Source organism: Sphaerisporangium sp. NBC_01403 (assembly GCF_045040145.1).
Classification (GTDB): domain Bacteria; phylum Actinomycetota; class Actinomycetes; order Streptosporangiales; family Streptosporangiaceae; genus Sphaerisporangium; species Sphaerisporangium viridialbum.
The window spans coordinates 1,109,208-1,132,357 of the sequence record NZ_CP109534.1 but is presented as its reverse complement, the minus strand read 5'-3'; the positions used below and the strand labels follow the sequence as shown (position 1 = coordinate 1,132,357).

Genomic DNA, 23,150 nt, shown 5'->3' with positions numbered 1-23,150 from the left:
CGCTAACGCGCCGCGCCGGGCGCCGGATGCAGGACCGACGCGAGCTCGGGGATGCGGGCGCGGTAGCCGTCGAGCAGGAGGCGGGCCACGGAGACCGAGTCGACCAGCGGGTGCGAGGCGAACGCCCGTAGCGCCACGCCCGCCGAGCCGGTCACCGCCGCCTCGATGGTGAGCTGCTCGACGGCCTTGACCTGCTGGACGAGCCCGAGGAACTGGCCGGGCAGCGGCTTGGTCGCCAGCGGCCGCACCCCGCCGGCGTCCACCACGCACGGGATCTCCACGACGGCCTCGGGCGGCATCCCGGCGACCGCCGAGCCGTTGCGGACGTTGAGGATCATGGTGGTGCTGCCGCCCCGGGCGATGGTGGTCATCAGCGCGAGCGCGATGCCCTCGTACCCGCCGGCCGACAGATCGGCCGCGTCACGCTCGCCCGCCTGGGCGGTGTCGCGGGTCTCGGCCATGTAGGAGGCGTCGCGCTCCCTGCGGGCGCGCTGCCACTCGGCCAAGGCGTGCTCGGGCTCGCGCCGCACCGCCGAGTAGAAGCGCTCCTGCTGCTGGAGCAGCGCCTCGCCGCGGGTCTGGGCCGCGCCGCCGATCGCGGCCACGGCCTCCCGGGTGAAGTAGTAGTAGTACAGGTATTCGTTCGGCAGCGCGCCGAGCGACCGCACCCACTCGGGGCCGAACAGCCGCGCCTCCTCCACCAGCTTGAGCGCCGTGTCGTCGGCGAGCAGGTCGGGAAGGACGTCACGGCCGCCGTACGACAGCCCGCGCAGCCAGCCGAGGTGGTTGAGCCCGACGTAGTCGGGGGCGGTGCGGGCGGGGTCGAGACCGAGCGACCTGGCGGCCCGGCGGATCAGCCCGACCGGCGAGTCGCAGATGCCCACCACGCGGTCGCCCAGGACCCGCTGCATGGCCTCGGTGATCATGCCGGCGGGGTTGGTGAAGTTGATGACCCACGCCCGGGGCGCGACCACGGCGACGCGCTCGGCCACGTGCAGGGCCACCGGGATCGTGCGCAGGCCGAAGGCGATGCCGCCCGGGCCGATGGTCTCCTGGCCGAGGATGCCGAGGTCGAGCGCGACCCGCTCATCGGCGGTGCGCCCCTCCAGCCCGCCCACCCTGATCGCCGAGAACACGAACGTGGCGTCGCGCAGCGCGTCGTCGAGGTCGGTGGTGACGCGCACGCGCGGCGGGTCGTCATACCCCGCCGCGAGCTGCGCGAGCACGTGGCCGACGGCGGTCAGGCGCTCCTCGGAGACGTCGTACAGCACGACCTCCTCGACCCTCGGCCTGCCGGTGTCGCGCAGCAGCGCGCCGTAGACCAGCGGGACGCGGAAACCGCCGCCGCCGAGGATGGCCAGCCTCATACCTGCTCCTTCAAGTCAGCAGCACCTGCGCCCCCGCCGCGGTGAGGGTGCGGACGGTCGGCTCGTCGGCGCCGTCGTTCGTCACGACCACGTCGAGTTCCTCGGGGCCGCACACCCGCAGGGCCCCGTTGCCGGGGAACTTGTGCCGGTCGACCAGGAGGACCACCTGCCCTGCGGCCACCATCATGGCCCGCTTGAGCGAGACCTCGGCGATCGTGGAGTCGGTCACCTGCCCGTCGGGGCGCACGCCGCTGGCGCTCAGGAAGACGCGGTCGGCGGACACCTGGCGCAGGGCCTCCTCGGTCAGCACGCCGACGAGCGAGGAGTGGTGGGCGCGGCGGAGCATGCCACCGAGCAGCAGCAGCTCGACGGCGGAGTCGCCGCGCAGCACGTCGACGACGGCCAGGCTGGAGGTGACCACGGTGACGGGGCGGCCGGTCAGGTGCCGGGCCAGCAGCACGGTGGTGGTGCCGATGTCGAGCAGCACGACGTCGCCGTCGCGGACGAGCCGCGCGGCGCGGGCGGCCACGGCGTCCTTGTCGCGCTCGCCGGGGCTCGCGGCCCGCGCGGAGACGAGGTCGTCGTCGGCCGGCGCTCCGCCGCTCGCGAGCGCTCCCCCGCGCACGCGCGTGAGCGTGCCGTCGCGGTCGAGGATCTCCAGGTCGCGGCGGATGGTCGAGGGGCTGACGCCGAGCTGGGCGGCCAGGTCGCGCACGCTCGTCGCGCCCGCGAGGCGGACCCGCTGCATGATCTCGGCATGCCGGACGTGCTGGAGCACAGCCAGGATGGTATCAGTCATCCTTGCGCGCCACTAAGCAAAAATGAGCATCATCGCCCGTCAACTCTTGATCTGGGCGGGCGAAACGTGCAAGAGTGCGCACATCTTCGCTCAGTCGAGGAGGACTCACTCCGTGTCTGGCCAGGCGTACGACCCACTAGCCGATCAACGCAGCCCGGACGGGCCAGAGTTCGACGTGTTCACGGCGGGCACCGTCTTCCTCGACATCGTCTTCACGGGGCTCCAGGCGATGCCGGCCGCCGGCACCGAGGTCTGGGCCGACGGCATGGGGTCGTGCCCGGGCGGCATCGCGAACCTCGCGATCGCCTCCAGCCGCCTCGGCCTGCGCACCTCCATGGCCGCCGCGTTCGGCGACGACGACTACGCCGACTTCAACTGGCGCATCCTGTCGGAGCAGGAGTCCGTCGACCTGTCCCGGTCGCGCCGGTTCCAGCGCTGGCACTCCCCTGTGACGGTCTCGATGGCCGTGAACCGCGACCGCAGCATGGTCACCCACGGCCATCCCCCGCCCATGGCCGCGACCGAGATGATCGGCCGGCCGCCCCGCTCCAGCGCGGTGATCGTGCCGCTGTCGGTGGAGGAGCCGCTGGGCGGCGGCGACACCGGCACCTGGGCCGATCTCGCGCACAAGGACGGCGCGCTGATCTTCGCCGACGTCGGCTGGGACCCCTCGGAGACCTGGTCCCCCACCCTGCTCGACCAGCTCGCCGTCTGCCACGCCTTCATGCCGAACGCCGTGGAGGCCATGGCGTACACCGGCACCGAGACCCCGCGCGAGGCCCTGTACGAGATCGCCGACCGGGTCCCGCTGGCCGTGGTCACCGACGGCGCCAACGGCGCGATGGCGATCGACTCCACGACCGGCGAGGAGGCGTACGTCCCGGCGCTGCGGGTGACCGCGCTCGACCCGACCGGCGCCGGCGACGTCTTCGGCGCGGGCATGGTCCTCGGCACGCTCTCGGGCTGGCCGCTGGCCGACCGCCTGGCGTTCGCCGGGGTGTGCTCGGCGCTGGCGGTGCAGCAGTTCGGCGGGTCCCTCGCCGCGCCCGGCTGGGGGGACATCGCCGACTGGTGGCACGACGTACGGGCCGCCGCCGGCACCAGCGGGGCCTACATCGCCTCTCTGGCCCGCCGGTACGCCTTCCTGGACAAGCTGGTCCCCACCGTCCCCGTGGGCGCCGTCCGCCGGGCCGCCGCGACCATGTCCCGCCACGCCGACGTCGGAGCGGGCACCACGCCGCACGAGCCTGAATAATTCCGGTCCCCCGAGTGTTGATCCCTATCGCCGTTGGGGGGAGTTGCCCGGCGCCGCCTTCCGGGGTCCCGGCACGATCCCCCGGGGCGCAGGGGACGGAGCAGGACCATCGAAAGGACGACGAACATGACGAGGCCCACAGTCGGTGAGATCGGTGTCTGGCAGGCGAGGCCCGCGTTCACCCCGAAGCTGGCGCTGTCGCTGGAACAGCTCGGCTACACCGCGCTCTGGGTGGGCGGATCGCCGGACGGCGACCTGCGGCTCGTCGAGGAGCTCCTCGACGCCACCACGACGCTGACCGTCGCCACCGGCATCGTCAACATCTGGAAGGACGACCCGCAGACCGTTGGGGCCTCGTTCAACCGGATCGAGGCCGTACACCCGGGCCGCTTCCTGCTCGGCATCGGAGCGGGACACCCCGAGGCGACTTCGGAGTTCACCAAGCCGTACGCCGCCCTGGAGAGCTACCTCGACGGGCTCGACGCGGCCGGGGTGCCGGTCGAGAGCCGGGTGCTCGCGGCGCTCGGCCCGAAGGTCCTGCGGCTGTCCGCCGAGCGCAGCGCCGGCGCCCATCCGTACCTCACCACGCCCGAGCACACCAGGCAGGCCCGCGAGATCCTCGGCGCGGGCGCGCTGCTGGCCCCGGAGCAGAAGGTCATCCTCAGCCAGGACGTGGACCACGCGCGCGGGCTCGCCCGGCAGGCCGTACAGATGTACCTGGGCCTCCGGAACTACACCTCCAACTGGCGCAGGCTGGGATTCGGCGACGACGACCTGGCCGGTGAGGGCAGCGACCGCCTGATCGACGCCCTGGTCGTCTACGGCGACCCGGCCACGGTCAAGGGCCGGATCGACGAGCACCTCGCCGCGGGCGCCGACCACGTGAACATCCAGCTCCTGACCGACCCGGGCACCGACCCCCTGGACGACTACCGCAAACTCGCCGAGGCACTGATCGGCTGACCGGCGCCTACGGCTTCGCCTTGCCAGGCCGCACGCGCTCGCGTTCGCCTGCGGGCGCGGGCGCGGGCCACCACAGCGGCCCGCGCCCCGTACGGCGAAGAAAGCACTCTCCCTGCGCCGTGAGCCGATCAGCCTGGCACGGCGAGGGCAGGACTCACGGGGTCGTGACGCCGACCCAGTTGACGAACCACCCCCTCGTCTTCGCGTCGGCGGGCGTCAGGGGGGCCCAGTCGCTGTACCGCAGGTACACGCGGAAGCTCTTCGCGGTCGCTCCGTAGACGGCGTTGGCGCCTGTCAGCTGGAAATGCTTGTCGATGCCACCGAGGGAGATGAGGTAGACCGGCGTGCCGGCGAAGTTGGCGGAACTGGTGTCGACGTCCAAGGAGATGCCGTTGGTGTTGTACGCGACCCAGCCCACTCCGGGGTCGGTGCGGCCGGCGCCGATCTGGATGGCGGACCGCGCTGACGGCGTCTTCACCGCTGACACCGGCTCGGTGGTCGGGTTCTGCTCGGCGTGTGCGGTCCCCCCGGCCATCAGCACGGCACCGATCGCCAGAGCGGCGACGGTCATGGACCTCTTGACGGACATGCGTTCTCCCTCGATAGAGATGCCCCGGCGGTCATGACCTCGGGGGAACGCTGTTCGCGCGGAGCGACCAGTGCTCGCCATGGCGTCGGAGGACACAAACGATCATCGCCAAGAGTAGCGAAGTGATCACGCATTGCCGTGGCACGCCACCATCTCAACGGCGGCGTGCTGCGGTGATCCACAAGCCGGCTCGATGATGCCCGAGCCGGGAACCACGCCCACCCCGGCGACGCCGGGCACTCCCGCCGTGCGCGGGCGCCGCGCTTGGCGGTGAGGGCTACGGCCGTCGCGGAATCAGCCGGCCTCGTCGGCGGCGCCGGACGGCCTCGCCTTGCTGGGCTGCACGCGTTTGGGTTCGCCGGGCATCTTGGGGTAGTTGGGCGGGTACGGCATGTCGCCGCGCTCGTCCTTGGCGTACCACTCCAGCAGGGGCTCGATGGAGAACGCGCGGTCGTCGATCTCCCTGTGCACGTCGCCCAGCTCGGCGAACCTCGGCGGGACGGTGCGGATGTCGAAGTCGCGCGGGTCGACGTCGGCCAGCTCCTGCCAGGTCACCGGCGTGGACACCGGGGCGTACGGCCTGGCGCGCACGGAGTAGGCGCTGGCGATGGTGCGGTCGCGCGCGTTCTGGTTGTAGTCGATGAAGACCTTCTCGCCGCGCTCCTCCTTCCACCAGGCCGTGGTGGTGAGGTCGGGGCGGCGGCGCTCCACCTCGCGGGCGAGGCCGATGGCGCTCTGCCGCACCTCGGTGAACGACCACCGGCGCTCGATGCGCACGTTGATGTGGATGCCCCGGGTGCCCGAGGTCTTGGGGAAGCCGCGCATGCCGAGCTCGTCGAGGACCTCGAGCACGGCGAACGCGGTCTCCCTGGCGTCGTCGAAATCGGTGCCGGGCTGGGGGTCGAGGTCGATGCGCAGCTCGTCGGGATGCTCGACGTCGTCGGCGCGGGTGGGCCACGGGTGGAAGTCGATGGTGCCGAGGTTGGCGCAGTAGGCGATGGCGGCGACCTCGGTGACGCGCAGGGCGTCGGCGGTGCGGCCGCTCGGGAACCGGATGGTGACGGTCTCCAGCCAGTCGGGGTGCCTGGGCGGGATGCGCTTCTGGTAGATCGCCTCGGACTGCACACCGTCGGGGTGGCGCTTGAGGTAGGTGGGACGGTCCTTGAGCGCGCGCAGAGCCCCCTCGCCGACCGAGATGTAGTACTCGACCAGCTCGCGCTTGGTGGCCCCGATGTCGGGGAAGTAGATCTTGTCGGGGTTGGTCACCTTGATGACCCGGCCCCCGACGTTCAGCTCGATGAACGGCGACGCCATGCCTCCGACCGTACCCCGCGGCGGTGACAGAAACCGGAACGTCCCCCGGTGAACCGGGCGTGGGACGGTCCGTCCCGGAGTACCTCGGTGGCGGACCGGGCGCTCGAACGGGACGGACCTCGACGATCGCCCGCCACGATCGCCGGACCCGGCGCTGACGTGCCACCCGTCCGGCGGCCTCCCCCGGCCCGCGACGGCGCGCCGCGTGGACGCGGGCACCGCCCGAGGCGGGGATGGACCGGCGATCCTCCCTCAACTGGAGGTGATCAACCCTCCACCGATAAAGACGCTGAAAGCAGTCGGAAAGGATGCTCGGCCAGCAGAATTTCGCCAGATGTCTGACGAGGTCCTTACGTCCCGGATCCGGGATCGCCCCGACCGCGCACGCGCATAGGCTGGAGGCATGGAGAAGGTGGTCAAGAGTGACGCCGACTGGCGTGTCCAGCTGTCCCCCGAGGAGTTCCGCGTGCTGCGCCAGGCGGGCACGGAGCGTCCGTTCACCGGAGAGTACGTCGACACCAAGACGACAGGGGTCTACTCCTGCCGCGCCTGCGGGGCCGAGCTGTTCCGCTCCGACACGAAGTTCGACTCGCACTGCGGGTGGCCGTCGTTCTTCGAGCCGTCGGAGTCCGCGGCCGTGACCCTCATCGAGGATCACTCGCTCGGCATGACCCGCGTCGAGGTCCGCTGCGCCCGCTGCGACTCCCACCTCGGGCACGTCTTCCACGGAGAGGGCTACCCGACCCCGACCGACGACCGCTACTGCATCAACTCCGTCTCGCTGCGGCTCGTGCCGGGCGAATAGCGGTTCCCGCATGAGATCGCGGGCCGCCCGGCGAGCGGCTCGCGATCAGTGATGACGGGCGCACGGAACGTCACGGACGGTGCATGCGGGGCCCAAGGCCGGGTAGGAACACCTGAAAGTCCTCCGCCCCGATCGACCAGCAGGTTCCGTCCCGTCCGGAGGCTGCGTGCACCTACGCCACAGGTGGGAGACCATCGAGGCCATAGGCCAGGTGGTCACGCAGCGCTGCGTGGTCTGCGGCAGGACCCGGGTGCGGGTGAGGCGGCCCGAACCCCGAAGGCCCGAGCCCCCGAGGCCCGGCTCCCCTAGTCCGGAGCCGGATGGGTGAGCCGGCACGAGTTGTCCCCCGGGCCGAGGATGTTGGCGAGCACCGGGTTGCCGTTCTGGCCGTACTCCGCCTGGACGAACACGACCGGGTGCTGGTCGCCGACCTCCTGCACGAGGTATTCGAGACCCCGCTTGCACAGGTCGATCGCCGCCTTGGAGTTGTGGGCCGACTCCGGCAGGTCGGTGTAGATCCGCAGGTACTTCCCCACGGTGCGGATGTCGGTGATCCGCTTGACGGCCTTGTCGTCCACCCACCGCTTCTTGAAGTAGCTCACCGCCTCGGCGTCGGTGTGCTTCGACGGGCCCGAGGCGGTCTTCGCCGCGCCGCGCGCCTTCTTGGCGCCCGAGCTCGCCGCCTCGACGCCGGAGCCCTTCCCGGCCGGGGCCGGCGTCGCCGAGGGCGCGCCCTCGGCGCTCGGTGCGCGCGAGGGGACGCCGGACGCCGACGCCCCGCCGCCGGGCCGTACGAACACCGCGCCGACCGCCAGGCCCGCCACCACGACGGCGGTCAGCCCGGCGGAAAGCTCTAGAACCCGTGCCCGGCGCACCTTGCGCCGCCGGTGCCCCCCTCGCCTGGAACGTGCCAGACTCTTGCCGCTCTTCACCCTTTGCCTCACATCGACATGGGATATCCCCCCGAGTATGCCAAAGATCGCGAACTCACGTGAGTTGTTCATGCAATCACAGGCATGGGGTGTTTGGGGCAAGAGTGACACATGTCGGGGTTTGCACCCCGATGGCCGGTTACGGCAGAGCGGCCACCAGCTCCTCCAGAGGCTTGCGGGTGCCGGTGTAGAACGGGACCTCGAGGCGGGTGTGCCTGCGGGCCTCCGAGGCGCGCAGGTGCCGCATGAGGTCGACGATGCGGTGCAGCTCGTCGGCCTCGAAGGCGAGGATCCACTCGAAGTCGTTGAGCGCGAACGACGCCACCGTGTTGGCCCGCACGTCGGGGTAGTCACGGGCGAGCCTGCCGTGCTCGGCCAGCATGGCGCGGCGCTCGGAGTCCTCCAGGAGGTACCACTCCAGGGAGCGCACGAACGGGTAGACGCAGACGTAGCCGCGCGGCTCCTCCTCGGCCAGGAAGGCCGGGATGTGCGACTTGTTGAACTCCGCGGGGCGGTGCAGCGCCATCACCGACCAGACCGGCTCGCTCGCCCGGCCCAGGGAGGTGCGCCGGAAGCGGCCGTAGACCTCCTGGAGATCCTCGGGCGTGGTGGAGTGCCACCAGAACATGTAGTCGGCGTCGGCCCGGAAGCCGGCCACCTCATACGAGCCCCGGGTCACGACGTCCTTCTCGGCGGCCTGCGAGAGCACGGCCTCGACCTCGTGGGCCAGCTCCTGCCGGTCGCCCGGCAGCGGCTCGCGCACCCGGAAGACCGACCACATGGTGTAGCGGATGACCTGGTTGAGATCGCGCGCCTTGGGCCGCGCACTGCTCTCCGTCACTGATCGCACTCGCCTTCCATCGACAGCTTCAATCGCCTTGCGCCAGCGGGGCTCTCAGCGGGTGCCGGCCGCTCGCTGGTCCTCACGCCATTCTCCCCCGCGCTCCTCCCGGAGGTACGCGAGGACCCCCGCCGCGGCCGTGCGGGCGGTCGCGACGCAGGCCGGGATGCCCAGCCCGTCGTACGCGGCCCCGCACACCGCGAGGCCGGGCTGCACGGCGACCGCCGCGCGGACGCGCGCGACCCGGTCGAGGTGGCCCACGTCGTACTGCGGCAGCGCGCCGCCCCAGCGGCTCACCCGCGTCGAAAGCGGCAGCCCCCTGACCCCCATGGTCTCGGCCATCTCGGCCATGGCGAGCGCCACCAGCTCGTTGTCGTCGCGCTGGAGGATGAACTCCTCGCCCAGGCGCCCGATCGAGCAGCGCAGCACCAGCAGGCCGGGATCGCTCTCGGCCAGGTGCGGCCACTTGACCGTGCTGAACGTCACGGCCTTGACCGGCCGGCCCTCGATCGGAGGCACGAGGTAGCCGCTGCCGGCGGGCTGCTCGGGGAACGCCGTGCGCGGGTAGGCCAGGGTGACGATCGCCATGCTGGCGTACTCGATGCGGGCCAGCTCGGCGGCGGCCTTCGGCACCTCGTCGGCGAGCAGCCTGCCCGCCGCCGGCGCGGGCACCGCCACGATCACCGCGTCGGCCTCGATCGTCTCGGGATCTCTGGTGGGCCCGGTCACCAGGCGCCAGCCGGTGCGGGTGCGCCTGAGCTCGCGCACCATGACGCCGGTCCTGATGTCGGCACCGGACGCCGCCGCGACCGCGCCGGGCAGGCTCCCCATGCCGGCCTTCAGCGTGGTGAACACCGGGCCGGCGTCCTTGGGCGCCTCCCCGCTGATCGACCGGGCGGCCTTCAGCAGCGAGCGCTCGGTGCGCGCGATCGTCGCGACGCGGGGCATGGTCGCGTCCAGGGACAGGAACTCGGCGCGCCCGGCGTAGACGCCGCCGAGCAGCGGCTCCACCAGCCGGTCGACGACCTCGCCGCCCATGCGCGCCCGGATGTACGCCGCGACCGAGACGTCGGAGGTGACCAGCGTCGCGGGCAGGATCTGGTCGAGCGGCACCCGGGCGAGGCCCGCGGGCGACAGGACTCCGGAGCGGCCGAGCTCGATGATGTCGGAGGGAACGCCCATGACATGGCCCTTGGGCATGGCCCGCAGCGCGCCCCGGGTCCAGACCGAGGCGCCCGTGGTGCCCGGATGGACCAGCTCGTCGCCGAGCCCGACCATGCGGGCGAGCTCCTTGCCCTCGGGACGGCGGGCCAGCATGGCCTCGGCGCCCTCGTCCACGGGCATGCCAGCGACCTCGGAGGCGCGCAGCTTGCCGCCGACGCGCGGGGCGCCGTCCAGCACGGTCACCGAGAGGCTGTCGTCCTCATGGCGAAGATGCCACGCCGCGGCCAGCCCGGCGATGCCCCCGCCCACGACCACGACATGCCGCCGAGTCCCTTCCATGTCTCCAGACGTTACCCGCCCGCGAGCACCTCGCGCGCTGGTCACGGCCAGGCTCTGGGGCGGTGGGCGGAGAACGTGACGCCATTGTGACGCGGCTTGGTCAAACCCGGCGCCCGCGGGTCTCGTCAACAAGGGCATGAGCAGATTACGGAGCCGCCCCTCGCTGGTAGCGACCCTGGTGGCCGTCGTCCTCGCCGTCTCGGCCTGCGGGGGGTCACAGGATCAGTCGAGCTCGGGGGCCGCCCCGGCCGCCCCGCCGGTGGACGTGCGGGCCCCCGCGCCGGCCGCCGGGCAGGCGGAGGGCGGCACCGGGCAGGGCGGGAGCGGGGCCACGGGCCAGGACTCCGGGTCCCGCTCCTCCGGGGACTCCGCCAAGGTGGAGGTCCGGCAGGCGGACCGGTCCATCGTCTACACCGGCGAGATGGAGGTCCGCGTCAAGGACGTGACCGTCGCGGCCGAGAAGGCCAAGCAGATCGTCGCCGCGGCGGGCGGGCGCGTGGACAGCGAGCAGTCCACCTCGTACGGGCGCGAGGGCAGGTCGTCCATCGTCTTCAAGATCCCCCCGGACCGCTATCAGGCCGTGGTGGCCCAGCTCGGCAAGGATCTCGGCGTACGGGAGTCGCTGAGCCTTGGCACCGAGGACGTGAGCCAGCAGATCGCGGACGTCGACAGCCGGATCAAGTCGTCCAAGTCCGCGCTCGAACAGGTCAGGAAGTTCATGGCCAAGGCCAAGACCATCGGCCAGGTGCTGGAGGTCGAGCGGGAGATCTCCACCCGCGAGGGCGACCTGGAGTCGCTGCAGGCCCGGCAGAGGACCCTGGCGGCCCAGACCGCCCTCGGAACGCTGACCCTCCGGCTCGTGCACGTCACCCGGCCCGCCCCCGCGCCGCCCAAGCCGAAGCCCGCACCGCCGAACTTCCTCAGCGGCCTCAAGGCGGGCTGGCACGCCCTGGCGAGCACGACCAGGATCGCCCTGACGGTCTTCGGCGCGCTCCTGCCCTGGCTGGTGGTGCTCGGCGTGCTGTGGGTCGCCTACGTGGCCGTACGGCGGCGCGTGCCGTCCTTCCTCCCCGGCCCCGGGGCGGCGCGACGGCCCGTACCGGACGCTCCCGAGGAGCCCGAGGAGCCCGAGGCCGCGCGGGAGCGGTGATCAGCGGGCGGAGGCCTCGTGCACGAGGTCGGTGAGGCGGGCGAGCTGGCCGGGGTCGGTCGTGGGCAGCACCCCGTGGCCGAGGTTGAACACATGGCCCTCGGCCGCCCGGCCCCGCTCGACGATGTCGCGGGCGCGGCCCTCGACGACGTCCCACGGCGCGAACAGCACGGCGGGGTCGAGGTTGCCCTGGAGCGCCTTGCCGGGGCCGACGCGGCGCGCGGCCTCGTCGAGTGGCACCCGCCAGTCGACGCCCACCACGTCGGCGCCCGCCTCGCCCAGCAGCCCGAGCAGCTCGCCGGTGCCCACGCCGAAGTGGATGCGCGGCACGTCCAGGTCGGCAAGCCCGGCGAAGATGCGGCTGGTGTAGGGGAGGACGAACTCGCGGTAGTCGGCCGGGGCGACGGCGCCGACCCAGGAGTCGAAGAGCTGGACCGCCGAGACGCCGGCGTCGATCTGCACCCGCAGGTAGGACAGCGTGATGTCGGTGAGGCGGCCCATGAGCGCGTGCCACAGCGCGGGCTCGCCGTACATCATGGCCTTGGTGTGGTCGTGGTTCTTGGAGGGGCCGCCCTCGATCAGGTACGACGCGAGCGTGAACGGGGCCCCGGCGAACCCGATGAGCGGCGTGGGGCCGAGCTCCTTGGTCAGCGCCCCGATGGCCTCGGTGACGTAGGGCACGTCGCCGGCGTCGAGGGCGCGCAGCGTGCCCACCCCGGCGGTGTCCCTGATCGGGGCGGCGACGACGGGGCCGACGCCCGGCTTGATGTCGAGGTCGATCCCGATGGCCTTGAGCGGCACCACGATGTCGCTGAAGAAGATCGCCGCGTCCACCCCGTACCGCCGCACGGGCTGCATCGTGATCTCCACGATGAGGTCGGGCGTCGCGCACGCGGTGAGCATCGGCACGTCGGCGCGCACCGCGCGGTACTCGGGCAGCGAGCGTCCGGCCTGGCGCATGTACCAGACGGGCGTGTGGGGCACGGGAAGTCGCCGGCAGGCACGGACGAACGGGGACTCGGCGGTCTCGGGATTCACCCATCCAGGGTGCCATGTGAAGCGGCCGGTCCACGCACCGCGTACGTGCGCTGTGCGCCGCGTGCCGGCGCCGGGGCTTGATACCAAAGCTTGCCGCGAAAAAGATATTTACCGGGCGGATGTCCGGTCATGCTAATGGAAGCCGCGAACCGTACACTATGTCTGGTTCGGTAGGCCAAGGTCGTGCCAGACCGGCCGACCGCCGAGTCAAGGCAATCCCAAGCGCAGGTACAGTACGTCTCACGTGAGGTCCGTGATCATGTCGCGGCTGGCTCAAATGTTCGTCAAAACACCGCGCGGCGCTGATTCCGTGACCACTTTCGGGACACGCCGAGCGCGTTGCGGGGAAATGTCGCCGTGACGTGTCAACGTCGGACCAGCCCTCGAGTTCACGGACAAAGGCGCGCGGGTGGGGAGCGCCGGCCAGGCGACGCGCACTCCTGTCCGTCCGAACTCTCGATCCCGGGACCCGACGAAAGGCTCGCGATGACCGCGATGTGGAGTTCCTCCGAGCACCGCACGGTGCGTTGTGCGCGCCGTGCCGTCGAACGGGGATTCGAGCGGCGGCACCGCCTCGGCGGGCACGACGACGGCCGCGACCGGAGCTCCGCGGAGCGTGGCGTCGGCCCGGTGATCGCGGCTTGATCACCACCTGTGCTCCCGGCGCATACCCCCCTGCTTCCGGCATCGCCCACTCCGGCCTACGCTGCCATCATGACCATCGGTGACGCGCCACCGGCGCCTGCCGCATTCCGGCGGGCCCTGGAAAGCCTGCGTCCCGCCGAGGTCAGGCCCGAAATCGAGCTGGAGGACATTCCCGCCCCCCAGCGGCTCGCCCCCTACTCCGGCGCTGTCGGAGCATCCGTCTACCGCGACGACGACGAGCTCGCGGTCGGCCGGCTGATCATGTTGTTCGACCCCGACGGCCAGCGCGGATGGGATGGTCCCTTCCGGCTGGTCGCGTACGTCCGCGCCGACATGGAGCCGGAGATCACCTCCGACCCGATGCTCGGGCCCGTGGCGTGGAGCTGGCTGACCGAGGCCCTCGACTCCCGCCGCGCGCGCTACGCCGCCGCGGGCGGCACCGTCACCCGCGCCGTTTCCGAGGGGTTCGGCAACAAGGCCGACGACCCGGTCACAACCGAGCTGGAGCTGCGCGCGTCGTGGTCCCCGCTCGAAGAGGACCTGTCGGCGCACGTCGCCGCCTGGTGCGACCTGATGTGCCTCGCCGCGGGCATCCCACCCCTGCCACCCGACGTCGCGGCCCTCCCGCAACGGTCCGCGCGTCGCGAAGACCCGGAGTCCTTCAGGACGTGACCGACGACGAAATCATCCCCGCATCCGAGATAGTCCCGCTTCTGGAGCCCCGCGAGGGCATCCCGCCGGTCATCGAGGACCCCGCCGCGCTCGCGGCGGCCGTACGCGCGTTCGCCAAGGGCACCGGCCCGGTCGCCGTCGACGCCGAGCGCGCCTCCGGCTACCGCTACAGCGGCCGGGCGTACCTCGTGCAGCTACGCCGCGCCGGCGCCGGCAGCGCGCTCATCGACCCCACCTCCTGCCCCGACCTGTCGGAGCTGGACTCGGCGCTGGCCGACGCCGAGATCGTCCTGCACGCCGCCACGCAGGACCTCGCCTGCCTGGCGGAGATCGGCTTCACCCCCCGCAAGCTGTTCGACACCGAGCTGGCCGGGCGGCTGCTCGGCTACGAGCGCGTCGGCCTCGGCACGATGGTGGAGAACGTCCTCGGGCTCCGCCTGGAGAAGGGCCACTCGGCGGCCGACTGGTCCCACCGGCCGCTCCCCGAGGACTGGCTGCGCTACGCCGCGCTCGACGTCGAGGTGCTCATCGAGCTGCGCGACATGCTCCACGACGAGCTGGCCGCCAAGGGCAAGCTCGGATGGGCCCAGGAGGAGTTCTCCTCGATCCTGGCCGCTCCCCCGGCGCCGCCGCGCACCGACCCCTGGCGGCGCACCTCGGGCATCCACCGGGTGCGCTCCCTGCGCGGCCTGGCCGTGGTGCGCGAGCTGTGGACGCTGCGCGACGAGCTGGCGCGGGAGGCCGACCTGGCGCCCGGCCGGGTGCTGCCGGACTCGGCGATCGTGACCGCCGCGCTGGAGCAGCCCCGCACGACCAAGGCCCTGACCGACATAGCCCCCTTCACCGGGCGCAGCGCCCGGCGCCACCTGCGCGAGTGGCTCAACGCCATCGGACGGGCGCGCGTGCTGACGGAGACGCAGCTCCCCCAGCCGAGCGGCCCCGGGGACGGGCCCCCGCCCGCGAACCGCTGGGCCGACCGCGATCCGGCCGCCGCCAGGCGGCTGGCCGTCGCGAGGGCGGCGGTGGCCGCGCTGGCGGAGACCCACCACATGCCCACGGAGAACCTCCTCCAGCCGGAGGCGATCCGGCGGCTCACCTGGGAGCCTCCCGCCGACCTCGACGAGGGGACCGTGGAGGCCCGGCTGCGCGAGCTGGGCGCCCGCGAGTGGCAGATCGCCCTGACGGCGGGCCCTCTGTCGGTGGCGCTGACCCGCCTGGCCGCCAAGGAAGAGCCCGAGGGCTGATCGCCTTTACGAAGTAAGGCAAGGTCAGGTGTTCGCGAGCTTCCGCACGCTCTCGCGGAGCACGACCTCGCCCTCGACGGGTGTCCGCCTGGGCACGTCGTCCGGCGAGAGCGCGAGGTCGAGCGCGAGCGATCCCATGCGCGCGAGCGGCAGCCGTACCGTCGTCAGCGCGGGGGCGAGGTCGCGCAGCGACGCGATGTCGTCGAACCCCGCCATCGACAGATCGCCCGGCACGTCGACCCCCTGCTCCCTGAAGGCGGCCAGCGCCCCGACCGCCATCACGTCGTTCACCGCGAACACGCAGGTGGCGCCGGTGTCCATGCTCACCAGCTCGACGGCGGCGTCGTACCCGCCGTCCCTGTCGAACCCGCCGTTCACGACGATCGGCGCGGGCAGGCCGAGCTCGCGCAGCCCCTGGGCGAAGCCGGCCGCCCGGTCGATGGCGGTGTAGAGGTTCGGCGGCCCTGCCAGCACGGCGAAGCGGCGGTGGCCCTGGCCCGCGAGCGCCAGGGCGAGCTTGCGGGCCCCGTCGTGGTTCAGCGGGGTGACGGTGTCGATGCCGAGGAGGTCCTGCCCGATCATGGCGACCCGGCCCCCGGAGGCGCGGTAGAAGTCGAGCTCGGCGCGCAGGCGGCGGATCATGGCGTCGTCCACGACGCGCGACCCGGCGATCAGCACCGCCCGGGCCCGCTGGGCGTTCAGCGTGGCGACGAGGGCGATCTCGCGCTGAGGGTCGCGGTAGGTCGTGCCGAGCGTCACCACCATGTCGTGCCGGTCGGCGGCGCGGATGGCGCCGTCGGCGATGGCCGCGAAGTAGGGATCGGTCAGATCCTGGATCACCAGGCCGACGACGTTGCTCGCGCCCCGCGCGAGGGCCTGCGCGGTCGCGTCCACCCGGTAGCCGAGCCTGGCGGCCGACGACTCGACCCGCGCCCGCAAGGCCGCGCCCACCCGGCGGCTGCTGCCGTTCAGCACCCGTGAGGCTGTCGCCAGTGACACCCCCGCGTCCCTGGCGACGTCTTCCAGCGTGACCATGGTCATCCTCCCGCGCCCCGGCCTGCTCCCCTCTCATTGTCCAGCGGTCTCGGGCGCCTCACGCACGGGTACCGGGGGATTCGGGGGTAGTCGTGGCCTTGAGGACACGGGCGTCACTTCACGGCGACCGGGGGGTGGTCGTCGACCCGGCTGTGCCGCATGCCGTACACGAAGTAGAGCGCGACCCCGATCGCCATCCAGATGAGGAACCTCAGCCACGTCTCGACCGGGAGGTTCAGCATCAGGTAGACGCACGCCAGCACCGACAGGACGGGCACCAGCGGCACCAGCGGCGTGCGGAAGGCGCGGGGCAGCTCGGGCCGGGTCCTGCGCAGGATGACTACGCCGATCGAGACCAGCACGAACGCGAACAGCGTCCCGATGTTGACCAGCTCGGCCAGGGCCGACAGCGGGATGAGCCCGGCCAGCAGCGCCGTGGCCACGCCGATGATGATCGTGATGCGGTACGGGGTGCCGAAACGCGGGTGGACGGCGGCCAGCCCCCGGGGAAGCAGGTTGTCGCGGCTCATGGCGAAGAAGATGCGGCTCTGGCCGAGCATCAGGATCATCACGACGGTCGTGAGCCCCGCCAGGGCGCCGACGCTGATGATCGTGGCCAGCCAGTCCTGGCCGAGGACGCGGAACGCGCCGGCCAGCGGCGCCGAGCGGCTGAGCCGGTAGTACGGCTGCATGCCGACGACGACCAGCGACACCGCGACGTACAGGACGGTGCAGATCACCAGGGAGGCGATGATGCCGATGGGCAGGTCGCGCTGCGGCCTCCTGGTCTCCTCGGCGGCCGTGGCCACCACGTCGAAGCCGATGAAGGCGAAGAAGACGATGGCCGCGCCCGAGAAGACGCCGAGCACCCCGTAGGCCACCGGTGCGACGCCGAACAGCACCTGGATCAGCGGCGCCTTGAGGCCGTCCGCCGCCGGGATCGGCTGGGACGGCGGGATGAACGGGCTGAAGTTCGCGCTCTTCACGAAGAACAGCCCCGCGACGATGACCAGCAGCACGACGGCGACCTTGATCGTCACCACGACGAGGTTGAACCGCGCGGACAGCTTGATGCCGGCCACCAGCACGGCCGTCAGCGCGAGCACGACCACGACGGCGGGGACGTTGAACGCGGCGTGCTCGCCGGCGAGCGTGGGGGGCAGGTGGACGCCGAGCGTGGCGAGCAGCTCGGAGAAGTATCCCGACCAGCCGACCGCGACCACCGCGCCGCCGAGGGCCAGCTCCAGCATCAGGTCCCACCCGACGATCCACGCGGGGAACTCCCCGATGGTGGCGTACGAGAAGGTGTACGCGGACCCGGCCACCGGCACGGTCGAGGCGAACTCGGCGTAGCACAGGGCGGCGAGCGCGCAGACGACGCCGGCGATGACGAACGAGAGAGCGACGGCCGGGCCCGCGGTGTCCCTGGCCACCTGGCCGGTGAGGACGAAGATGCCGGTGCCCACGATCACGCCCACACCGAAGACGGTCAGGTCGAGAGCGCTCAGGTTGCGGCGGAGCCGGTGCTCGGGCGACTCGGTGTCCTCGATCGAGCGCTCGACCGTCTTGGTACGGAAAATCGACATGGGCCACGCCCCCTGATCGTCATTGATCGCGCAGGACGCCTTCCGCGAAAGCGCGGGTCATGCGTACCCCCGGGTCGGACAAACATTCCTCATTCTTCCCACGGTCGGGAACCGGGCCGGATTTCCGGCGAGCCGGCACGCGACCGGATCAAGAAGGGGAATGACCAGGGGAAACCCGGGATCACAGAGCCTGGGCGCCGGCGGGGCCGCACCGGCCCCGCCGAGCACCACATCAGAGCGCGGGGTCGCCCTCCAGCGCCGGGGAGCGTCTGGCGACCGCCTCGGTGATCTCGCGGGCGAGATCCTGGCCGGTGAGGCCGATCTCGGAGAGGATCTTGGCCCGTTTGGCGTGGTCGAGGAACCGCTGCGGGATGCCGAAGGTGCGCACGGGGACATCGACGCCCGCGTCTCTGAGCAGGCGGGCCACCGCGTCGCCCACCGCGCCGACGCGGCCGTTGTCCTCCACGACGGCGACGAGCCTGTGCGCCGCGGCGGCGGCCACCAGCGCCTCGTCCAGCGGCTTCACCCAGCGCGGATCGACCACGGTCGCCGAGATGCCCTGCGCGTCCAGCAGCCTGGCGGCCTCCAGCCCGGCCTGGGCCATCGGCCCCGCGGCCACGAGCAGCACGTCGGCCTCCTCGCCCGCCTGCCGCAGGATGTCCATCGCGCCGAGCCTGCCCACGGCCTCGATCTCGGCGCCGACCGCTCCCTTGGGGAACCGGACCACCGTGGGGCCGTCATCGACCTCGACCGCCTCGGCCAGCAACTCGCGCAGCCGCGCGGCGTCACGCGGCGCGGCGATCGAGAGCCCCGGGACCACCTGGAGGATCGACAGATCCCACATGCCGTTGTGGCTGGCCCCGTCGTCGCCGGTGACGCCCGCCCGGTCCAGCACGACCGTGACCGGCAGGCGGTGGAGCGCGACGTCCATCAGCAGCTGATCGAAGGCACGGTTGAGGAAGGTGGCGTAGAGCGCGACCACCGGGTGCAGGCCACCGAGCGCCAGACCCGCGGCGCTGGTCAGCGCGTGCTGCTCGGCGATGCCGACATCATAGGTGCGGTCAGGGTAGGCCTCGGCGAACGCCGCCAGGCCGGTGGGATGGAGCATGGCCGCGGTGATCGCCACGATGTCGCCACGCTCGGCGCCCAGGCGCACCAGCTCCTGGCTGAACACGTTGGTCCAGCTGTGCGGCTTGGGCTGCTCCTCACCGGTCAGCGGGTCGAACGGCTGCGGCGAGTGGAAGCAGTCCTCGTCGTGATTCTCAGCGGGCGAGTAACCGTACCCCTTGGTGGTGAGGACGTGCACGATGACCGGCCCCCGGAAATCGCGGGCCTTGCGCAGCGCCGCCTCGACGGCCTGCTCGTCGTGGCCGTCGATCGGGCCGACGTACTTCAGCCCGAGATCCTCGAACATCACCTGCGGCGCGACGACGTCCTTGATGCCCTTCTTCAGGCCGTGCAGGGTCTCATACAAGGGGGCGCCGACCACGGGCACCTTGCCGAGGTTCTGCTTGACGAACTCAAGGACATGCTCGTAGTTCTGCGTCATACGCAGCGACGCCAGATGCGAGGCCAGGCCGCCGATCGTCGGAGAGTAGGACCTGCCGTTGTCGTTGACGACGATGACGAGCGGCAGGTCAGGGTCCTTGGCGTGCCCGGCGATGTTGTTGAGCGCCTCCCAGGCCATGCCACCGGTCAGCGCACCGTCACCGATCACCGCGACGACCGTGCGACCGGTGTCGCCGCGCAGCTTGTACGCCTTGGCGAGCCCATCGGCGTACGACAGAGCGGTCGAGGCATGGGAGTTCTCGATGACATCGTGATCGGACTCGGCCTGGCTCGGGTAACCCGACAGGCCGCCCTCCTGACGGAGCGTGACGAAGTCGGCCGCGCGCCCGGTGAGCATCTTGTGCACGTACGCCTGGTGGCCGGTGTCCCACAAGATGCGATCTGTCGGCGAGTCGAAGACCCGGTGCAGCGCGATCGTCAGCTCGACGACCCCGAGATTCGGGCCGAGGTGGCCTCCGATGCGGGAAGTGGCGTCGACCAGCAGGTCGCGCAACTCCGCGGCCAGCGCCGGAAGCTCGCCGACCTCCAGACGCTTGAGATCTCCCGGACCCTTGACGGATTCCAGCAGGCCGGCCCGCCCTGCGCCCGAACCGTTGGTTCGCTGGCTCCGCTCGCTCACGGAATCATCCCCTCCGCCTGTTGTAGACCCGCCCGAGTCTATTTGCCCGGAAGCCCCGTGCCAGCGGCGCTCCGGCCTTGCCTAAGCGTCCCACTCTGTGGACGCTCCTGGGCCAACCTCTCGAAACCTCCCGGACTTGTCCACATTAGATCGGTTTTACGGCAAGTGGGCGGCTCGCGTACCCTCACGAGACCATGCGAAAGTCCTCCCTCGTCCTCCTCTTCGTCGTGATCGCCGGCTCGCTGCTGGGCGGCACGGCCAACGCCGCCCAGGCGGCCTACCCGATCAAGAACACGGACATCCTCACCAAGAACGCTCTGTACGCCTCAGGCCGCCTTCCAGCCGCTTCGTGCCCCGAGCCGGCGGTCCAGGCGGGGAACGTGGCCTCGGTGAAGAGCTATCTGGTGCCGCTCGTGAAGTGCCTGGACAGGGCGTGGGCGGCCCAGTTCGCCAAGGCCGGCCTGCCGTTCACCAAGCCGCCTGTGAGGTTCATCACCAAGCCCCAGAAGATCTGCGGCGCCAAGTGGGGCAAGGACGTCCAGGCGATCTACTGCAACACGAGCCGCCAGATCATCATCATGCTCGACAGCGCCGTGGTCGACGACCCGTCGGACCTGTTCCTCATGGACGTGATCGCCCACGAGTACGGCCACCACGTGCAGAACATCGCGGGCATGTGGCGCGCCTTGGACCGGCTGCCCAACGACGGCAAGGCCGAGTTCTACGAGCAGACGCGCCGGCACGAGCTGCAGGCCGAGTGCCTGGCCGGGGCCTTCATCGGCAGCGTCTGGCCCTCGCTGGACCGTACGGGCGAGGACTGGAAGTCCCTGCTCGACGCCGACCGGCGGAGCGGTGACGAGACCGCCGACGTCCGCGACCACGGCAAGGGACGCAACATGGCCAACTGGCTCAACCGCGGCTACAAGGCGGCGAGCCCCGCCGCCTGCAACACCTGGATCGCCGGCTCGGCGATGGTGGCCTAGCAACGAGGATCGGCCCAGTCGCGGTCCCGCCGGCTCGTCTTCTCGCCTAGTGCCGTAATTATCGGACTATGGACGGATATAGCGGCTAGCCTGCTCTGCTGTGATCATTCGCAAGCTCTCCATCGCGCTGGTGGCGGGCATCTTCATGGCGGGCACGGCACAGGCCGCCCCGGCGTCGGCGGCCGGCTATCCGATCAGGAACACGGCCGCGCTGACCAGAAGCCCTCTCTACGTCTCCGGCCGGCTTCCCGTGTCGGACTGCCCGGAAAGGCCGGTCACGCCCGGCAGCGCGGCCTCGGCCAAGAGGTACGTCATGCCGATCTTCACGTGCCTGAACGAGTCGTGGGCCGCCCAGCTGAAAAAGGCCCGCATCCCGTTCTCCAAGCCGCGCCTGCAGTTCATCTCCAAGCCGCAGCGGGTGTGCGGCCAGAAGTGGCCCTCGCACGCCCAGGGCATCTACTGCCCTTCCGACCGCCGGATCGTGGTGCTGCTCGACAAGCACCTGACCCAGCAGGCCGAGGAGCTGTTCCTGCTGGACCTCATCGCCCACGAGTACGGCCACCACGTGCAGAACATCACGGGCATCGAGCGCGGGTTCAACCGCCTGCCCCGCCGGAGCAAGACCGAGTCCAACGAGCAGCTGCGGCGCCTCGAACTCCAGGCGGAGTGCTTCGCGGGAGCGTTCATCGGCAGCGTCTGGGACTCCCTGGACCGGACGGCCGACGACTGGGACTTCCTGCTCGAAGCCACCCGTGAGAGCGGCGACGAGAACAGCAAGGTCCGCGACCACGGCAAGGGACGCAACATCGCCAACTGGCTGAACCGCGGCTTCAAGGCGGCCGGCCCCTCCGGCTGCAACACCTGGATCGCCGGCTCCACGATGGTCGCCAGCTCCCCCCAGGGCTAGCGGGGCCGGGCGCGGGCGGCTAGGGGCCGACGCGGGCCAGGGCCTCCAGGGGGTCTGCGAGCACCTGGGCGAAGGCCAGCTCGGCGGCGCCCACCAGCGTGGTGTCGTCGCCCAGTGCCGGGGTGCGCAGCCGCAGGCTCTCGCGCGAGGCGTGCAGGACGTCGGTGGTGATCCGGCTGCGCACCTGGGCCGCCGAGCCCAGGTAGATCTCCCGGAGTATGCCCCCGAAGATGACCATCTCGGGGTTGAGGATGTTCACCAGGTTGGCGACGCCGAGGCCGAGCCAGTCGCCCACGCGGGCGAGCGCGTCCTGGGCGACGATGTCGCCGCGGTCGGCGGCGTCCACGACGCTGCGCACCGCGTCGCGCCCGATGTCGTCGCCGAAGCGGCCGGCCGCCTCCAGCAGGGCCCGCTCCCCCACCTCGGCCTCCAGGCAGCCGCGCGACCCGCAGCCGCAGGGCCGGCCCCCGGCGTTGACGACCATGTGGCCGACCTCGCCGCCGTAGCCGCCCTGGCCGCCGAGCAGCTGGCCCGCGGCGATGATGCCGCCCCCGATGCCGACGTCCCCGTGCAGGTAGATGAGGTCGCGGCAGCCCACGCCCACCCCCCGCGCCTGCTCGGCCAGCGCGCCGAGGTTGGCGTCGTTGCCCACGGCGACGGGGATGCCCAGCGCCAGCCTGGCCTCCAGCGCCTCGCCGAGGGGGATGTCCTCGACCCCCATGTTCGGGCTGAACCGGACCACGCCGTCGGAGCTGCGCACGCCGCCGCTGAACGCCACCCCGGCTCCGACGCAGACCGTGTCGGAGCGGGTCTTCTTCAGCATCTGCCCGGTGAAGGACGCCAGGCGCCCGACGACGCTCTCCAGGACGAAGGGCCCGCGCTCCCGGATGGCCTCGCGGCGGTCGAGGATCACCCCGCCCAGCCCGACCCGGGCCGCCACCACCCTGTCGACGCCGATGTCGAACGCCAGGACGTACACCCGGGACTCGGGCCTGACCACCAGCGAGGGGCGCCCGGCCCGGCCGGTCTCCGTCGGGAGCTCCTCGCGCACCAGGCCCGCCGCGGTCAGGTCGGCGGTGAGCGCCATGATGGTGCTGCGGTTGAGCCCCATCTTGGTGGTCAGCTCGGACCGGGAGGTGGGCCCGTTCAGGTGGACGTGGCGCAGGACGACGCCGAGGTTGTGGCGCCGGATCTCCTCCTGCGAGGGGCCCGCGCGCATCATCCGTGGTCCTCTGGTTCCTCGTGCGATCAGATCGGGGGGGGACGGCCCGCCGTGGCGGCAGGCCTGATGAGCACGCCGTGGGTGTTCATATGAACACCCTGGGCGTCACCTT

At 71.7% G+C, this 23,150-nt stretch carries 20 protein-coding genes; 8 read left to right on the top strand and 12 right to left on the bottom strand.

The window, feature by feature from the left end; genetic code table 11:
- Positions 1-2: 2 nt before the first annotated feature.
- Together OG589_RS04815 and OG589_RS04810 are read right to left on the bottom strand one after the other, a co-directional pair.
- Positions 3-1,367, bottom strand: a complete 1,365-nt coding sequence (locus tag OG589_RS04815; protein ID WP_405146509.1) for a 6-phospho-beta-glucosidase — start codon at positions 1,365-1,367, stop codon at positions 3-5.
- Between the two features lie 10 nt (positions 1,368-1,377).
- Positions 1,378-2,166, bottom strand: coding sequence for a DeoR/GlpR family DNA-binding transcription regulator (locus tag OG589_RS04810; RefSeq protein WP_405146508.1), 789 nt, complete (start codon positions 2,164-2,166; stop codon positions 1,378-1,380).
- 112 nt (positions 2,167-2,278) lie between these two features.
- On the opposite strand from OG589_RS04810, the gene OG589_RS04805 reads away from it, so the two are divergent.
- Positions 2,279-3,421, top strand: a complete 1,143-nt coding sequence (locus OG589_RS04805; RefSeq protein WP_405146507.1) for a PfkB family carbohydrate kinase — start codon at positions 2,279-2,281, stop codon at positions 3,419-3,421.
- A 126-nt stretch (positions 3,422-3,547) separates the two neighbouring features.
- On the top strand, positions 3,548-4,384 hold the full coding sequence (locus OG589_RS04800) for an LLM class F420-dependent oxidoreductase (RefSeq protein ID WP_405146506.1): 837 nt from the start codon (positions 3,548-3,550) through the stop codon (positions 4,382-4,384).
- Positions 4,385-4,538: 154 nt separating this feature from the next.
- On the opposite strand, the gene OG589_RS04795 is transcribed toward OG589_RS04800, so the two are convergent.
- Entirely contained in the window at positions 4,539-4,973 is a 435-nt protein-coding gene (locus tag OG589_RS04795) for a hypothetical protein (RefSeq protein WP_405146504.1), read from the bottom strand.
- Positions 4,974-5,267: 294 nt separating this feature from the next.
- On the bottom strand, positions 5,268-6,287 hold the full coding sequence (gene ligD, locus OG589_RS04790; RefSeq protein WP_405146503.1) for a non-homologous end-joining DNA ligase: 1,020 nt from the start codon (positions 6,285-6,287) through the stop codon (positions 5,268-5,270).
- A gap of 403 nt (positions 6,288-6,690) precedes the next feature.
- Here ligD and msrB point away from each other — a divergent pair, with 403 nt between their 5' ends.
- Positions 6,691-7,092, top strand: a complete 402-nt coding sequence (msrB, locus tag OG589_RS04785; RefSeq protein ID WP_405146501.1) for a peptide-methionine (R)-S-oxide reductase MsrB — start codon at positions 6,691-6,693, stop codon at positions 7,090-7,092.
- A gap of 305 nt (positions 7,093-7,397) precedes the next feature.
- On the opposite strand, the gene OG589_RS04780 is transcribed toward msrB, so the two are convergent.
- The 3 genes from OG589_RS04780 to hemG form a co-directional block, all read right to left on the bottom strand.
- Positions 7,398-8,036, bottom strand: coding sequence for a hypothetical protein (locus OG589_RS04780; RefSeq protein ID WP_405146499.1), 639 nt, complete (start codon positions 8,034-8,036; stop codon positions 7,398-7,400).
- A 127-nt stretch (positions 8,037-8,163) separates the two neighbouring features.
- The gene (gene hemQ / locus OG589_RS04775) at positions 8,164-8,805 is read right to left on the bottom strand and encodes a hydrogen peroxide-dependent heme synthase (RefSeq protein ID WP_405151957.1); all 642 of its coding nucleotides are present in this window, start codon (positions 8,803-8,805) and stop codon (positions 8,164-8,166) included.
- Positions 8,806-8,919: 114 nt separating this feature from the next.
- Complete coding sequence (gene hemG / locus OG589_RS04770; protein ID WP_405146497.1) at positions 8,920-10,368, bottom strand: protoporphyrinogen oxidase; 1,449 nt, start codon at positions 10,366-10,368, stop codon at positions 8,920-8,922.
- 136 nt (positions 10,369-10,504) lie between these two features.
- Between hemG and OG589_RS04765 the strand changes: the two genes are divergently transcribed.
- The gene (locus OG589_RS04765) at positions 10,505-11,518 is read left to right on the top strand and encodes a DUF4349 domain-containing protein (RefSeq protein WP_405146495.1); all 1,014 of its coding nucleotides are present in this window, start codon (positions 10,505-10,507) and stop codon (positions 11,516-11,518) included.
- On the opposite strand, the gene hemE is transcribed toward OG589_RS04765, so the two are convergent.
- Positions 11,519-12,556, bottom strand: coding sequence for a uroporphyrinogen decarboxylase (gene hemE, locus OG589_RS04760; RefSeq protein ID WP_405146493.1), 1,038 nt, complete (start codon positions 12,554-12,556; stop codon positions 11,519-11,521). It lies immediately after the preceding gene.
- A 714-nt stretch (positions 12,557-13,270) separates the two neighbouring features.
- Between hemE and OG589_RS04755 the strand changes: the two genes are divergently transcribed.
- Together OG589_RS04755 and OG589_RS04750 are read left to right on the top strand one after the other, a co-directional pair.
- The gene (locus tag OG589_RS04755; protein ID WP_405146491.1) at positions 13,271-13,873 is read left to right on the top strand and encodes a DUF3000 domain-containing protein; all 603 of its coding nucleotides are present in this window, start codon (positions 13,271-13,273) and stop codon (positions 13,871-13,873) included.
- On the top strand, positions 13,870-15,117 hold the full coding sequence (locus tag OG589_RS04750; protein WP_405146489.1) for an HRDC domain-containing protein: 1,248 nt from the start codon (positions 13,870-13,872) through the stop codon (positions 15,115-15,117). Before OG589_RS04755 ends, OG589_RS04750 begins: the two co-directional genes overlap by 4 nt.
- Positions 15,118-15,141: 24 nt before the next feature.
- On the opposite strand, the gene OG589_RS04745 is transcribed toward OG589_RS04750, so the two are convergent.
- The 3 genes from OG589_RS04745 to dxs form a co-directional block, all read right to left on the bottom strand.
- Positions 15,142-16,152, bottom strand: a complete 1,011-nt coding sequence (locus OG589_RS04745; protein WP_405146488.1) for a LacI family DNA-binding transcriptional regulator — start codon at positions 16,150-16,152, stop codon at positions 15,142-15,144.
- A gap of 113 nt (positions 16,153-16,265) precedes the next feature.
- Positions 16,266-17,738, bottom strand: a complete 1,473-nt coding sequence (locus OG589_RS04740; RefSeq protein WP_405146486.1) for an amino acid permease — start codon at positions 17,736-17,738, stop codon at positions 16,266-16,268.
- 232 nt (positions 17,739-17,970) lie between these two features.
- Positions 17,971-19,875: a 1-deoxy-D-xylulose-5-phosphate synthase gene (dxs, locus tag OG589_RS04735; RefSeq protein WP_405151956.1), complete on the bottom strand. Its 1,905-nt coding sequence runs from the start codon at positions 19,873-19,875 to the stop codon at positions 17,971-17,973.
- A 245-nt stretch (positions 19,876-20,120) separates the two neighbouring features.
- On the opposite strand from dxs, the gene OG589_RS04730 reads away from it, so the two are divergent.
- On the top strand, positions 20,121-20,909 hold the full coding sequence (locus OG589_RS04730; protein WP_405146485.1) for a neutral zinc metallopeptidase: 789 nt from the start codon (positions 20,121-20,123) through the stop codon (positions 20,907-20,909).
- 100 nt (positions 20,910-21,009) lie between these two features.
- Positions 21,010-21,816: a neutral zinc metallopeptidase gene (locus OG589_RS04725; protein ID WP_405146484.1), complete on the top strand. Its 807-nt coding sequence runs from the start codon at positions 21,010-21,012 to the stop codon at positions 21,814-21,816.
- Between the two features lie 19 nt (positions 21,817-21,835).
- Here the strand turns inward: OG589_RS04725 and OG589_RS04720 are convergent, their stop codons facing one another.
- Positions 21,836-23,038 carry an ROK family protein gene (locus tag OG589_RS04720; RefSeq protein ID WP_405146483.1) on the bottom strand — a complete coding sequence of 401 codons (1,203 nt, stop codon included), beginning with the start codon at positions 23,036-23,038 and terminating at the stop codon, positions 21,836-21,838.
- Positions 23,039-23,150 lie beyond the last annotated feature (112 nt).

Coding starts and splice junctions, on each gene's coding strand:
- OG589_RS04740 (WP_405146486.1), bottom strand. CDS start 17,738: ATGTCGATTTTCCGTACCAAGACGGTCGAGCGCTCGATCGAGGACACC.
- ligD (WP_405146503.1), bottom strand. CDS start 6,287: ATGGCGTCGCCGTTCATCGAGCTGAACGTCGGGGGCCGGGTCATCAAG.
- OG589_RS04745 (WP_405146488.1), bottom strand. CDS start 16,152: ATGGTCACGCTGGAAGACGTCGCCAGGGACGCGGGGGTGTCACTGGCG.
- OG589_RS04810 (WP_405146508.1), bottom strand. CDS start 2,166: ATGACTGATACCATCCTGGCTGTGCTCCAGCACGTCCGGCATGCCGAG.
- hemQ (WP_405151957.1), bottom strand. CDS start 8,805: ATGTGGTCGGTCTTCCGGGTGCGCGAGCCGCTGCCGGGCGACCGGCAG.
- OG589_RS04730 (WP_405146485.1), top strand. CDS start 20,121: ATGCGAAAGTCCTCCCTCGTCCTCCTCTTCGTCGTGATCGCCGGCTCG.
- OG589_RS04800 (WP_405146506.1), top strand. CDS start 3,548: ATGACGAGGCCCACAGTCGGTGAGATCGGTGTCTGGCAGGCGAGGCCC.
- OG589_RS04765 (WP_405146495.1), top strand. CDS start 10,505: ATGAGCAGATTACGGAGCCGCCCCTCGCTGGTAGCGACCCTGGTGGCC.
- OG589_RS04755 (WP_405146491.1), top strand. CDS start 13,271: ATGACCATCGGTGACGCGCCACCGGCGCCTGCCGCATTCCGGCGGGCC.
- OG589_RS04815 (WP_405146509.1), bottom strand. CDS start 1,367: ATGAGGCTGGCCATCCTCGGCGGCGGCGGTTTCCGCGTCCCGCTGGTC.
- msrB (WP_405146501.1), top strand. CDS start 6,691: ATGGAGAAGGTGGTCAAGAGTGACGCCGACTGGCGTGTCCAGCTGTCC.
- OG589_RS04795 (WP_405146504.1), bottom strand. CDS start 4,973: ATGTCCGTCAAGAGGTCCATGACCGTCGCCGCTCTGGCGATCGGTGCC.
- OG589_RS04720 (WP_405146483.1), bottom strand. CDS start 23,038: ATGATGCGCGCGGGCCCCTCGCAGGAGGAGATCCGGCGCCACAACCTC.
- hemG (WP_405146497.1), bottom strand. CDS start 10,368: ATGGAAGGGACTCGGCGGCATGTCGTGGTCGTGGGCGGGGGCATCGCC.